This window comes from Neobacillus sp. DZ-9, assembly GCF_059587065.1.
The window spans coordinates 619,189-632,243 of the sequence record NZ_JCAIOL010000001.1; the positions used below are offsets into that span (position 1 = coordinate 619,189).

Annotated in this window: 13 protein-coding genes; all 13 read left to right on the forward strand. The window is 37.6% G+C overall.

Annotated features, from left to right (window positions below; all coding sequences use genetic code 11):
- Window positions 1-80: 80 nt before the first annotated feature.
- The 13 genes from bshB1 to AC59HZ_RS03270 all read left to right on the forward strand — a co-directional run bounded on the left by bshB1 (window position 81) and on the right by AC59HZ_RS03270 (window position 13,054).
- On the forward strand, window positions 81-791 hold the full coding sequence (gene bshB1, locus AC59HZ_RS03210; RefSeq protein ID WP_496544435.1) for a bacillithiol biosynthesis deacetylase BshB1: 711 nt from the start codon (window positions 81-83) through the stop codon (window positions 789-791).
- 3 nt (window positions 792-794) lie between these two features.
- Complete coding sequence (gene bshA / locus AC59HZ_RS03215; RefSeq protein WP_496544436.1) at window positions 795-1,922, forward strand: N-acetyl-alpha-D-glucosaminyl L-malate synthase BshA; 1,128 nt, start codon at window positions 795-797, stop codon at window positions 1,920-1,922.
- 10 nt (window positions 1,923-1,932) lie between these two features.
- Window positions 1,933-3,132, forward strand: a complete 1,200-nt coding sequence (locus AC59HZ_RS03220; protein ID WP_496544437.1) for a CCA tRNA nucleotidyltransferase — start codon at window positions 1,933-1,935, stop codon at window positions 3,130-3,132.
- Window positions 3,117-4,094, forward strand: a complete 978-nt coding sequence (locus AC59HZ_RS03225; RefSeq protein WP_496544438.1) for a biotin--[acetyl-CoA-carboxylase] ligase — start codon at window positions 3,117-3,119, stop codon at window positions 4,092-4,094. The genes AC59HZ_RS03220 and AC59HZ_RS03225 overlap by 16 nt, the downstream gene beginning before the upstream one ends.
- Before the next feature lie 258 nt (window positions 4,095-4,352).
- Window positions 4,353-5,189: a 3-methyl-2-oxobutanoate hydroxymethyltransferase gene (panB, locus tag AC59HZ_RS03230; protein ID WP_496544439.1), complete on the forward strand. Its 837-nt coding sequence runs from the start codon at window positions 4,353-4,355 to the stop codon at window positions 5,187-5,189.
- Window positions 5,186-6,034, forward strand: a complete 849-nt coding sequence (gene panC / locus AC59HZ_RS03235) for a pantoate--beta-alanine ligase (protein WP_496544440.1) — start codon at window positions 5,186-5,188, stop codon at window positions 6,032-6,034. The genes panB and panC overlap by 4 nt, the downstream gene beginning before the upstream one ends.
- Before the next feature lie 24 nt (window positions 6,035-6,058).
- Window positions 6,059-6,442 (forward strand): aspartate 1-decarboxylase, encoded by a 384-nt coding sequence (gene panD / locus AC59HZ_RS03240; RefSeq protein ID WP_496544441.1) that lies wholly within the window; start codon window positions 6,059-6,061, stop codon window positions 6,440-6,442.
- Between the two features lie 93 nt (window positions 6,443-6,535).
- Complete coding sequence (dinG, locus tag AC59HZ_RS03245) at window positions 6,536-9,340, forward strand: ATP-dependent DNA helicase DinG (RefSeq protein WP_496544442.1); 2,805 nt, start codon at window positions 6,536-6,538, stop codon at window positions 9,338-9,340.
- Window positions 9,341-9,391: 51 nt separating this feature from the next.
- Window positions 9,392-10,231, forward strand: coding sequence for a hypothetical protein (locus AC59HZ_RS03250; RefSeq protein WP_496544443.1), 840 nt, complete (start codon window positions 9,392-9,394; stop codon window positions 10,229-10,231).
- 105 nt (window positions 10,232-10,336) lie between these two features.
- Window positions 10,337-10,507: a YpmA family protein gene (locus AC59HZ_RS03255; protein ID WP_430062658.1), complete on the forward strand. Its 171-nt coding sequence runs from the start codon at window positions 10,337-10,339 to the stop codon at window positions 10,505-10,507.
- 8 nt (window positions 10,508-10,515) lie between these two features.
- Window positions 10,516-10,995 (forward strand): cell wall elongation regulator TseB-like domain-containing protein, encoded by a 480-nt coding sequence (locus AC59HZ_RS03260; RefSeq protein WP_496544444.1) that lies wholly within the window; start codon window positions 10,516-10,518, stop codon window positions 10,993-10,995.
- A gap of 32 nt (window positions 10,996-11,027) precedes the next feature.
- Window positions 11,028-12,221 (forward strand): pyridoxal phosphate-dependent aminotransferase, encoded by a 1,194-nt coding sequence (locus tag AC59HZ_RS03265; RefSeq protein WP_496544651.1) that lies wholly within the window; start codon window positions 11,028-11,030, stop codon window positions 12,219-12,221.
- A gap of 134 nt (window positions 12,222-12,355) precedes the next feature.
- Complete coding sequence (locus tag AC59HZ_RS03270) at window positions 12,356-13,054, forward strand: DnaD domain-containing protein (protein ID WP_496544445.1); 699 nt, start codon at window positions 12,356-12,358, stop codon at window positions 13,052-13,054.
- Window position 13,055 lies beyond the last annotated feature (1 nt).

Consider the following 13,055-nt stretch of genomic DNA (forward strand, 5'->3'; position numbering starts at 1 on the left):
GACGGCTGAACTATTAATTAGGGGGTTAGAAGAAGGACTAATAGATTGGAGAAATATCGTCAAAGAAAATGGTGGAAGCAATGGAAAATAAGAAGCTGCATGTTTTGGCATTTGGAGCCCATGCTGATGACGTTGAAATCGGCATGGGGGGTACGATTGCTAAACTAGCATCTGAAGGTAAACGAATTGGCATATGTGATTTAACAGATGCAGATCTTTCTTCCAACGGGAACGTAACCTTAAGAAAAGAGGAAGCAGCACAAGCGGCAGAAATACTGGGCGTAGAGTTCCGAACTTCATTGGGATTTCCGGATCGGGGCTTATTCCAGACGGAACAATACATACGTGAAATTGCAGGATTAATTAGAGCATACAAGCCTCGACTTGTCTTTGCACCTTATTTTGAGGACCGGCATCCCGATCACGGGAATTGCGCCCGCCTTGTCGAAGAAGCGGTTTTCTCTGCGGGGATTAAAAAATATCAGACAGATAAAGAAAATATACCCCACCGAGTGGAAAGGGTTTATTTTTATATGATCAACGGTTTCCATAATCCCGAATTTACGATTGATATTTCAACATTTATGGATAAAAAGCTTTCAGCTTTACGAGCCTATAAAAGTCAATTTGAAAAAACGGACGATAGCGTCGATACACCTTTGGTGAACGGTTATATTGAAACAGTAGAGGCTAGAGAAAAAATGTTTGGCAAGCTGGTAGGCGTAAATTATGCCGAAGGCTTCAAAACGAAAGTTCCTATCCTTTTGAATCGTGATTTGATAGGAGAATAAACAATGAAGAAACTAAAAATTGGAATAACATGCTATCCAACTGTTGGCGGTTCTGGTGTTGTTGCAACGGAACTTGGGAAAATGCTTGCGGAAAAAGGTCACGAAATTCATTTTATCTCATCGAGCATTCCCTTTCGACTAAATAAAATGTACCACAATATATACTACCATCAAGTAGAAGTGAACCAATATTCCGTTTTCCAATACCCTCCCTATGATATTGCACTTGCAAGCAAAATGGCTGAAGTAGCAAATCGTGAAAAATTGGATATCTTACATGTTCATTACGCCATTCCTCACGCTGTTTGTGCAATTTTAGCCAAACAAATGGCAGGAAGAGATCTTAAAATTGTGACAACCTTACATGGAACGGATATTACAGTTTTAGGATATGACCCCTCACTTACTGATGCCATTAAATTTGGTATTGAAAAGTCAGATTCTGTCACAGCAGTATCAAAAGCTCTTGTAAATCAAACATATGAACTTATTAATCCAGATAAACAAATTGAAACGGTTTATAATTTTATTGACGAACGAATCTATCAAAAGAGCAATTCTGACATTTTAAAGTGTGAATTTGGGATTAAGCAAGAAGAAAAGGTCATTATCCATGTTTCGAATTTCCGTGCTGTTAAAAGAGTGCAGGATGTCATAAAAACCTTTGCAAAAATTTCAACGTCAATGCCTGCTAAATTATTGCTGGTCGGAGATGGCCCGGAAATGACAATAGTTTGCAAACTAGTCAGGAAGTTAGGAATTGAGGACCAAGTTATTTTCCTTGGCAAGCAAGAGAATCTTGAGGAATTGTACTCGATTAGTGATTTAATGCTTCTTTTATCGGAAAAGGAAAGCTTTGGCCTAGTTGCTTTAGAGGCGATGGCTTGTGGTGTGCCTTGTATTGGAACCAATGTGGGCGGATTACCGGAAGTTATTAATCATGGTGAAACTGGGTATATTTGTGAGGTAGGAGATATTGAGGATATTGCTGCAAAAGCGATTGCCTTATTAAAGGATACCAAACTCCATGAACAATTATCCAATCGATCAGTGGAAACCGCAACAACAAAATTTAAAGCGGACAACATCGTAGAACAGTATGAACAAATATACTTTAAGTTGCTGAATTAAGGTGAAGGAAATGATTGAACCATTTTTATCTGCCGTTCCAGTACTAATGAGACTGGAAGAGGCGGGCTATGAAGCTTACTTTGTTGGGGGATCGGTTAGGGATTTTCTTCTAAATAAACAAATTAGTGATGTCGATATCGCTACATCCGCGACACCGGAAGAAGTGAAAAGGGTCTTCTCAAGAACTGTGGATGTTGGGATCGAGCATGGAACTGTCCTTGTTTTATTTAATAATGAATCGTATGAAATTACCACTTTCAGAACCGAAGCTGAATATTTGGATTTTCGAAGGCCAAAAGAGGTTGCGTTTATCCGGAGTCTAAAAGAAGATCTGCAGAGAAGAGATTTTACAATGAATGCTATGGCGATGGACCGGCAGGGCAAATTAATTGACCCTTTTAATGGCCAGCTGGCAATAGACGAAAAGGTCATTCAAACCGTCGGTTCAGCTATGGAGCGGTTCCATGAGGATGCATTAAGGATGATGAGAGCTGTCCGCTTTGTCAGCCAGCTCTCTTTTACGATTGAAAGTCAAACCGTTACGGCGTTAACTAACTTGATTCCCTTACTTGACAATATTGCTGTGGAACGAAAAAGAGCAGAATTTGAAAAACTTTTAGTCGGCGAAAATCGGAAAAATGCATTCAGCATCCTGTTAGATACTGAATTATATTCTTATTTGCCGGGCCTTAAAAATCAAAAGAATTATTTAGAGCTTTTATTAACCTATCAGTGTGAAAATCTGAATGTAAAAGAAATGTGGTCGTTACTTCTATTCTGTATGGAAATAAAAAATAATGAAGTCGATGCTTTTTTAAGAGCCTGGCGACTGCCGATTAAAGAGGTTAGGGATATTCAAATGACCTTAGCATACTTAGCCAAAAGACTTGAACAGAATTGGACGGTTTATGATTTGTATTCTGCCGGGTCGGATACCATTCAATCAGTAGAGAAGCTTTATCTAGTTTTAAAAGGAATAGAAAAAATTGAGTCTATTCATTATTGGCTGAAGGTTTATCAGGGGCTGCCAATAAAAGAGCGTTCAGAAATGAATGTAACAGGCAATGACCTAATGCAGTGGTTCGATAAAAGTGGAGGACCTTGGTTGAAGGATACCCTTTTTGAAATTGAACATGCAATTTTAATAGGAAAAGTAGCGAATAATCATCAACAAATTAAGGAGTGGCTTGTAGAGTGCAGTCAGAATTAAGAAAGGAACTGCTTGATGCTTTTACAAATGCTGGGGAAGATTATTTATCAGGGCAGCATCTAGCTGATTTAATTGGCTGTTCCAGGACGGCAGTCTGGAAGCATATTGAGGAATTGAGGAAAGAGGGCTTTGAATTAGAAGCTGTCAGAAAAAAAGGGTATCGGATTGTAAAAACACCCGAAAAAATAACGGCTGATGAAATTAGACTTGGATTAACAACGGATTTTATTGGACGGAACATTCATTACGAGGAAAGTGTAGAATCGACACAAAAGATAGCACACCGATTTGCGTCAGAGGAAGTACCAGAGGGTACGGTCATCATTGCTGAAGAGCAAAGGTCTGGAAAGGGAAGAATGAGCCGTAAATGGCATTCACCAAAATATACCGGTATTTGGATGAGCGTTATCCTTCGCCCGAATATCCCTTTGACAAAAACACCGCAATTAACCCTTTTATCGGCGGTTGCCATTGTTCAGGCAATTGAAGAATTTACGGGACTTACCCCTGAAATAAAATGGCCTAATGATATTTTAATCAACGGGAAAAAAGTGACAGGTATCTTAACAGAATTACAGGCCGAAGCCGACCGGGTTCATTCGATCATCGTTGGTATTGGGATTAATGTAAACCAAAAGAAAGAAGATTTCCCAGCTGAACTACATGAAACGGCCAGCTCCCTTTATATTGAAAAAGACGAACCAATCTCCAGGGCTGGTTTAATCAGAAGTATCTTTAAACACTTCGAGAAATTATATTTACTTTATTTAGAACAAGGTTTCCTCCCAATCAAGCTGCTTTGGGAAAGCTATGCAATCAGCATTGGGAAAATCCTAAAAGCGAGGACCCTGACAAATGTAATTGAAGGAAAGGCTTTAGGAATTACTGATGAGGGTGTATTAATGCTCGAAGATAAGTTAGGTACCATTCATCATGTATACTCTGCTGATATTGAGCTTTAAACAGTTCGATTATAATAAATATCCTTGTACACTTTTTAAATAATTTGTTATAATTTCTTTGGGCAGTATCCTAAGGAACTGCACCTTTTATGTAATACTAAAATTAAAAAGGTATCTGCCTAGATCCGTAGTACGGACCGGGACAGAGGGATGGAACAGTAATAAGAGTAACGTAGATCCTCTGCCTTCAGAAGGATCTTTTTATTTGCTCTTTAACTGTGTTTTATCACCTCTCCCAATTAAAAGGAGGGAATAAGGATGAAGCAAACAACAGATTTCTTAAAAATGAAGGAAAATCACGAAAAGATTGTGATGTTAACGGCTTATGATTACCCATCTGCCAAACAAGCAGAACAGGGAGGAATCGACCTTATTTTAGTTGGTGATTCACTTGGTATGGTGGTGTTGGGTTATGATTCCACTGTCCCAGTAACACTAGAAGACATGATTCATCACACAAAAGCTGTTAAACGTGGAGCAAAAGATACGTTTATTGTGGCGGATTTGCCCTTTTTAACTTACCATTTATCGGTTCGAGATACATTAATGAATGCTGGACGACTCATTCAGGAAACTGGAGCCCATGCTGTAAAACTCGAAGGGGCTGATGAAGTTCTGGAGAAAATCTCTGCACTTACTAAAGCAGGGATACCTGTCTGTGCTCACCTAGGACTAACCCCGCAATCAGTCGGTGTGTTAGGCGGGTATAAGGTACAAGGTAAAGATGCCGGGGCGGCTAAGAAATTACTGGATGATGCCATCAAATGCGAAGAAGCAGGCGCTTTTGCTGTTGTGCTTGAATGTGTTCCAAAACAGTTGGCAGAAGAAGTAACAAGGGCGTTATCTATTCCGGTAATTGGCATAGGGGCAGGTATTGATGTTGACGGCCAAGTTCTTGTCTATCATGATATTTTAGGCTATGGCGTTGAGCGTGTTCCAAAGTTTGTGAAACAATACCATTCAGTCAATCCTTTTATGCTTGAATCTATTCAAGCATATGTGTCTGAAGTAAAAAATAAACAATTTCCCGAAGATAAACACTCTTTTACCATGAAGGAAACGGAGTTAAAGGTTTTATACGGAGGTATAGAATGAAGGTCGTAACAACCATCCAAGAAATGCAATCGGAAATTCAGCAACAGAAGGAAAAAGGACATTCAATTGGTTTTGTTCCAACAATGGGATTTCTGCATGAAGGTCATTTAACATTGTTAAATAAGGCACGCAAGGAAAATGATATCGTGGTATTAAGTATTTTTGTCAATCCTTTGCAATTTGGCCCAAAAGAGGATTTTTCTACCTATCCCCGTAATTTTGAGCGTGATTGTGCTTTAGCTGAAGGTGAGAAGGTCGATTATATCTTTTTCCCCTCTGTAGAGGAAATGTATCCAGCTTCTCCTTCAGTAAAAGTGGTCGTTCAAGAACGTACAGATGTATTATGTGGAAAGTCAAGACCCGGCCATTTTGACGGAGTGGCCACGGTCATCACGAAACTATTTAATATCATGATGCCGACTCGGGCTTATTTTGGCATAAAAGATGCTCAGCAGGTGGCTGTCATTCATGGGCTAATTTCTGATTTTAATTTTCCAATTGATTTAGTTGCAGTTGATATCGTCCGTGAACATGACGGTCTTGCTAAAAGTTCCCGCAATGTCAACCTACTCCCTGAAGATAGACTTCAGGCAACCGTTTTATATAAAAGCCTGCAGGCTGCCAAGGAAGCCATTTCACTAGGTGAACGAGATTCTGGCAGATTATTTTACTTAATAAAAGAAATGATAACAAGTGAATCAAAAGGGGAGATCGATTATGTCGAAATTTTCTCCTATCCAGAGCTAAAGCCTTTGGAAGAATTAAACGGTAGGATTATCATTGCACTTGCGGTAAAATTTACGAAGGTTCGATTGATAGATAATTTGATTATTGATATAGAGTAACAATCAGGGGAGGAAAATAAATCAATGTTTCGCACCATGATGAACGGAAAAATCCATCGCGCAACGGTTACAGAAGCTAATTTAAACTATGTTGGCAGTATAACGATAGATGAAGATATTTTAGATGCTGTTGGCATGATTGCCAATGAAAAGGTGCAAATTGTCAACAATAACAATGGTGCCCGTTTAGAAACCTATATCATACCGGGAGAAAGAGGTAGCGGTGTGGTTTGTTTAAATGGTGCTGCAGCCCGCCTTGTACAGCCAGGCGATATCGTCATTATTATTTCCTATGTCTTTGTGGCTGAGGAGAAAGTGTCGGAGCATACACCTAAAGTGGCGATTATGGATGAGAATAACCGGATTAAAGAACTAATTCATGCAGAACCAGCACTAACCGTTATGTAGTAATCCCCGATATTTTTTCGGGGATTTTTCTTTTTTACTTTTTAGTCTTTTTGTGATACCGTTTAATGAACAGAAGTTCGGGGTGTTTATCAAATGTCAAATAAATTTGTTGTTATCGATTTGGAAACTACAGGGAACATTCCCAAAAAAGGCGATAAAATCATCCAATTCGCAGCTGTAGTCATCGAAAACGGAATAGTCCAAAATGCTTATTCATCACTTGTCAATCCACAAAAATCCATTCCAGTTTTTATCGAAGAGCTAACTGGAATCAATGATGATATGGTTAAGGACGCTCCTTTATTTTCTGAAATTGCCGGGCAAGTATCGGAACTTTTAGAAGGGGCATATTTTGTCGCGCACAATGTTTTGTTTGATTTGTCCTTCCTTCAGGAGGAATTAATTCAGGCAGGCTTCGAGGGATTTTATGGCCCAGTTCTGGATACGGTCGAAATGGCCAGGATTTTATATCCCACCGCAGATGGCTATAAACTAACTGATTTAGCAGAAAGAGAAAATCTTAATCACGACCGTCCTCATCAAGCTGATAGCGATGCCGAGGTAACTGCAGAACTCTTTCTAATTTTTTTGAAAAAATTATCTCAGTTGCCTTTAATCACAATGGAACAGCTTACACAACTTTCTGGAGGTTTGAAAAGTGACCTCCAACAGCTTCTTGATGACCTTCTGGAAAATAAAAAGATGGAACATGAGGAGCTTCCAAAGGGTATTGAGATATTTAAGAATCTTGCCTTAAAAAAGGATTTAAAGCATGATCAAGAAGAAAGCGAAAGTGGAATCGATTTCAAGTTTCCTTCTGATGATGTAGAGAAAATGGAACTGATTAAACATGGTTTTAATGACTTTGAGAATCGAACGGGCCAATTTACGATGATGGATGAGGTTCATAAGTCTTTATTCAATATGCACCATACTTTAATTGAAGCGGGAACTGGTGTAGGCAAATCATTAGGTTATCTCTTGCCAAGTGCCTATTTTGCCAAACAAAAAAATCTCCCAATTGTTGTTAGCACACATACCATACAGCTGCAAGAGCAGATTTTAAAGAAAGAAATTCTAATTTTAGACAAAATTCTTCCGTTTAAGATTCGTCCGGTATTGCTTAAAGGGAGGACCCATTATATTAGTTTAGAAAAGTTCTATCAAACACTTTTGGATGAAAACGATAATTACGATACCACGTTAACTAAAATGCAAATACTTGTTTGGTTGACGGAAACAGAAACCGGAGATAAGGATGAGCTTAATATTTCGAGCGGCGGGCTCATTTACTGGAATAAAATAAAGAATGAACCGACAGTATTTTCCCAAAACCGCGAATGGCAAGAGAAGGATTTCTACCAAAAAGCAAAAAGAGCGGCCTCGTCAGCTGATATAATCATAACCAATCATTCTTTATTATTAAGCGACATAAAGGGAGATAGCGCCATTTTACCCGAATATGACTATGTGATTATTGATGAGGGACATCATCTTGAAAAAGTCGCATCTCAGTTTTTCGGTTTAACCTTAGATTATTTATCAACAAGACTGTTATTAGGCCAATTTGGACTTTATGAGCAGAAACAGCTTTTTTATGAACTAGAAGGCTTGGTATCTTCTATTCGTATTACAAATGAGAAACTTGCTTCCCGACTTGAGCTGAATCAGCTAATCGTGGACCTAACCTATGAAATGGATGAATTCTTTAAGCTAATCGGTCTTTATACGAAAAAAATGCTGGCTAACAAAAAAGGTTTTTATCGTGCTAAAGTCCGCTTTTCTAAATCTGATGGAGGGAAAGAAACAAAGGGAATCCAACACAGTGCTGAAAGGTTTTCCTTTTTACTTAAAGACCTGCATGGATCTATTATGGAACGGCTTCAATTTTTAGAAAAACAGACAAATTTCTTATCAAATTCACAGAAAAGTAAAATGGAAGAAATCTTACTGTTTTCAAATGACTTAGCTATGCTAAGGGAAACGGTCATAAAGTGTTTTATAATTGATTCTCACGATGTTAAATGGATTGAGATGGATATCCGCTCGCCACAAAACGTAACAACCTTTTTGGCGCAGCCTGCATCCGTGGCCAATGCTCTAAAAGAGCAATTATTTCAAGTTAAAAAAGGGGTAATCATCACCTCTGCCACCTTAACGGTAAATAACTCATTTAACTATATAATTAAAGAAATCGGATTAGATCCAGTTTTGACGAAACAAATTATGATTCCTTCGCCATTTGAATATAAGCATCAAGTCAATCTTTTAATTCCTGAGGACTTACCAGAAATTAATGCGGTTACTTTGGATGAATATGTCATTGCAATAACTGAGCATATTATTACACTTGCAGAAGCGACAAATGGAAGAATGATGCTTCTTTTTACGGCCTATGATATGTTAAAGAAAACCTATGAATTAATTAAAGAAAGCGGTTTTCTAAATGATTATGTCATGATAGCCCAAGGTATTACGAGCGGCAGCCGTACGAGATTGACGCGGAATTTCCAGCGATATGACAAAGCTATTTTATTAGGAACCAGCAGTTTTTGGGAAGGGGTAGATATTCCTGGGGAGGATTTAACCTGTCTGGTGATTGTGAGACTTCCTTTTAGCCCGCCAGACGAACCGCTGACGGAAGCAAAATGCCAAGTGATCAAAGACCAGGGTGGGAATGCTTTTTCCGAATACTCACTTCCTGAAGCCATTTTAAAATTTAAGCAGGGCTTTGGGCGTTTGATCCGCACAGAGAACGATAGGGGAATTTTAGTTGTTTTTGATAGAAGGATTGTAACGACAAAATACGGAAGGGCGTTTTTGAAATCAATTCCTTCCGTGCCGGTTAAAAAAGGGCCAATAGATATGCTTGTAGAATTTATTCACGCTTGGTTATGATAAATAATGGTAAAATTGTACATTCTATTAGTATCTATGGGAGGAATGTGCATGAGAATTTTATTGCTTTTAATTACTATCATATTTCAAGCCACCTCGACTGTTTTTGCGACAAGTAAAATTGAAAATATTGATTTGAAACTGAAAGAACATGAGGTTGCCATTACCTTTTTGGGATTGTCTGCTGGAGAAGCAACACTTATACAAGGACCTAATGGCGGAAATGTTTTAGTGAATATCGGGAGAGAAGAAAGCAAAGCAGAATTGGAAAAATGGCTTAGCTTATATGATGTCAAGGAAATTTCTACGCTCATCCTTACTAATGATGAAGCTGAACCTCCAATTAATCTGATCAATCAGTTTCTTATAAAATATAAGATCCAAGAGCTCATTACAACACCTAAAATGGCAGCACTTCTTTCGAGAAGTTTAAATCCAGCACATCAGGTTTCAATTGTGGCTTGGGGAGTGGGCACGAAAAAAGAAATTCTACCTGAGTTGACAGCCCAAGTTCAATTTTTAGGAAGTATGCAGAATGAAGGTTTAGATTTTACTTTGGAGTTTTTTAAACATCGTATTTTCATGATGAATTCTTTTAGCAAACGCGCTGAACAAGCTCTTTTAACGCGGAACCTCGAGAATCTAAACGTTTTTAAAACTCCCCTTTTCGCTAAAGAGGATGCAATAACAGAAAAATTAATCGAATTTTTTAATCCGCAAATTTCGATTCTTAATGCTGATGAAGGTGAACTCTTTGATAATGATATCATTCACGATTTACATGATATTTGGTCAGAGATATATTTTACAAAAAAGCACGGTACGGTGACAATTAAATTTACAGATTCAAGCTATGAAGTAATTCCCCTGCCAGTTGAAGCAGGTGAGTAAAAATATTCATTTAATTCTTCTAGCATTTCAAGTACGTTTCTCGCTTTAACCTGTTATAATAATTGAGTAGAATTTTTTATCGATTTTGTTTTATGGAGGAATTGGATGGAAAGTAAAATTGAAGTTTTATCAACTGTAAAAATCCAGCATAGTCCGGATTTATATAAAGTAGTTGATGCTCTAAATCGTACTTTGAAAGAAAATGACCTTATGTTTGGATTAGCCCTTGATCAGCAAGATAAAAATAAAGCGATTTTTACCATATATCGTACATAAAGAAGTGAATGAAAGTGAAAAAGTGGTTATTTGTTCTGGCATTATTTGTAATTGGTATTTTGGGTATCTTGATTAAGGTATATTTCTCAGCGGTTGAACCTGTAAAAGCGGCTGAAGAAAAAGCACTATTACTTGCTAATAAAAAGGTTAAAATCAGTAATGTAGAGGACTTTCATATTTACAATGGTTTAGAGACAGTAAATGTAATCGAAGGGAAAAATAATGAAGGCGAAAAAATCATTGTGTGGATTCCCGAAAAAAGTAAAAAAGTTATTGTAAAAAAAGCAAAGAATGGACTCACTAAAAATGAGGCCATAAAAAAATTATTACAAGAAAAAAAACCTAAGAAAATTATTTCAGTTCGGTTAGGTATGGAAAAAAATATCCCTTTATGGGAAATTTATTATCGTTCTGAAAATAATTTAATAAATTATTATTATGTACACTTTGAAACAGGCGAATGGCTGAAAAAAATTGAAAATCTATAGAGTGGATGGAGAATGGAGGAACAGGCATGGTAGTGGAGCTGGCTAATAGAGTAATGGCACTTACACCTTCTACCACTTTAGCAATCACCGCTAAAGCGAAGGAATTAAAGGAAAAGGGAGAAGATGTAATAGGTTTAGGGGCAGGCGAGCCTGACTTTAATACACCTAAACATATTTTAGATGCTGCAGTAGAATCGATGAATGTAGGCTATACAAAGTACACCCCTTCAGCTGGTTTACCGGCATTAAAAAAGGCTATTATCAAGAAATTTGAACAAGACCAGGGATTAACGTATAAACCAAATGAAATAATTGTAGCCAATGGAGCCAAGCATGCTCTTTATACATTATTTCAGGTAATTCTCAATGACGGTGATGAGGTTATTATCCCTACTCCCTATTGGGTAAGCTATCCAGAGCAAGTCAAATTAGCAGGCGGTGTCCCTGTATATATTGAGGGTTTTGAAGAAAATCAATTTAAGATTACACCGGAACAACTACTAAAGGCTATTACGAATAAAACTAAGGCAGTGATTATCAATTCACCTAGCAATCCAACTGGCGTTCTTTATACAGCTGAAGAGCTTTTAGAATTAGGTAAAATTTGTTTGGAAGAAAATATCCTTATCGTTTCAGATGAGATTTATGAAAAGCTTGTATATGGCGGCGTCAAGCATGTATCGATTGCCGAGCTATCACCTGAGCTTAAAGAACAAACGATTGTCATTAACGGAGTTTCCAAGTCACATTCCATGACAGGATGGAGAATTGGTTATGCTGCCGGAAATAAAAATATCATTGAAGCGATGACAAATCTTGCCAGTCATAGTACATCGAATCCTACTACAACTGCACAATACGCTTCAATTGCAGCCTACAATGGTCCGCAAGAACCAGTAGAAGAAATGCGTCAAGCATTTGAAAAAAGATTAGAAATCATTTATGATAAGTTAGTTGCAATTCCTGGCTTTTCTTGTGTAAAACCACAAGGTGCATTTTACTTGTATCCAAATGTGAAAGCTGCTGCTGAAATGACTGGTTTTAATCAAGTTGATGACTTTGTAGATGCATTGCTTGTAGATGCAAAAGTGGCTGTCGTTCCTGGTTCAGGGTTTGGAACACCAGATAATATTCGCCTTTCCTACGCAACTTCGCTCGAGCAATTAGAAAAAGCCGTAGCAAGGATTCACCAGTTTGTACTAGAAAAAGCAAACGTTAAAAACTAATATAGTTACAACCTTTGATATTAACAAAAAGTCTGCTTTCTGCAGGCTTTTTGATTTCCTTTCCAATGCTGGATACCTAATACTCTTACTCGGATAAAATGTTCATGATATACTTATCAGGAGGTGTCCAAAAGATGAAAACAACATTATTATCATGGCTACAAGAGGGCAATATTTCGATACCAACACTATTATTTTCTGAATACCGCAATCTTAATTTAAACGAAACAGAGCTCGTTCTTTTACTAAATATACTTACTTTTTTAGAAAAAGGGAATGAATTTCCAACACCGGAAGAACTGTCGGCACGAATGACTATTTCTATTTCAGATTGTAATGAAATGCTAAGAAGGCTAATCCAAAGAGGTTTTATTGAAATCATGGATGAATATTCACATGAAGGAATCCGATTTGAAAAGTATTCCCTAAAGCCTTTGTGGGAGAAACTCGTCGAACAATTTTTAATCCAAAATCGAAATATGAGCGAAATGAACAAGAAGGCAGAAGAGACTGATTTATATACATGTTTTGAAAAGGAGTTTGGCCGGCCTTTATCACCTTTTGAATGCGAAACCCTTGGGATGTGGATGGATGATGATCACCATGACCCAGTTATTATTAAAGCAGGATTAAAGGAAGCTGTAATGTCAGGCAAATTAAATTTTCGCTATATTGATAGAATCCTTTTTGAGTGGAAGAAAAACGGTATTAAAACTATAGAACAAGCGAAAAATCAGGGACGAAAGTTTCGTCAAAAACAATCTCTGAAACCAAATGTTAAAGATGAATCTCAGTCTTCATCGGTTCCCTTTTACAACTGGTTAGAACAATAAA

Coding starts and splice junctions, on each gene's coding strand:
- bshB1 (WP_496544435.1), top strand. CDS start 81: ATGGAAAATAAGAAGCTGCATGTTTTGGCATTTGGAGCCCATGCTGAT.
- bshA (WP_496544436.1), top strand. CDS start 795: ATGAAGAAACTAAAAATTGGAATAACATGCTATCCAACTGTTGGCGGT.
- AC59HZ_RS03220 (WP_496544437.1), top strand. CDS start 1,933: ATGATTGAACCATTTTTATCTGCCGTTCCAGTACTAATGAGACTGGAA.
- panB (WP_496544439.1), top strand. CDS start 4,353: ATGAAGCAAACAACAGATTTCTTAAAAATGAAGGAAAATCACGAAAAG.
- panC (WP_496544440.1), top strand. CDS start 5,186: ATGAAGGTCGTAACAACCATCCAAGAAATGCAATCGGAAATTCAGCAA.
- panD (WP_496544441.1), top strand. CDS start 6,059: ATGTTTCGCACCATGATGAACGGAAAAATCCATCGCGCAACGGTTACA.
- dinG (WP_496544442.1), top strand. CDS start 6,536: ATGTCAAATAAATTTGTTGTTATCGATTTGGAAACTACAGGGAACATT.
- AC59HZ_RS03250 (WP_496544443.1), top strand. CDS start 9,392: ATGAGAATTTTATTGCTTTTAATTACTATCATATTTCAAGCCACCTCG.
- AC59HZ_RS03255 (WP_430062658.1), top strand. CDS start 10,337: ATGGAAAGTAAAATTGAAGTTTTATCAACTGTAAAAATCCAGCATAGT.
- AC59HZ_RS03260 (WP_496544444.1), top strand. CDS start 10,516: ATGAAAGTGAAAAAGTGGTTATTTGTTCTGGCATTATTTGTAATTGGT.
- AC59HZ_RS03270 (WP_496544445.1), top strand. CDS start 12,356: ATGAAAACAACATTATTATCATGGCTACAAGAGGGCAATATTTCGATA.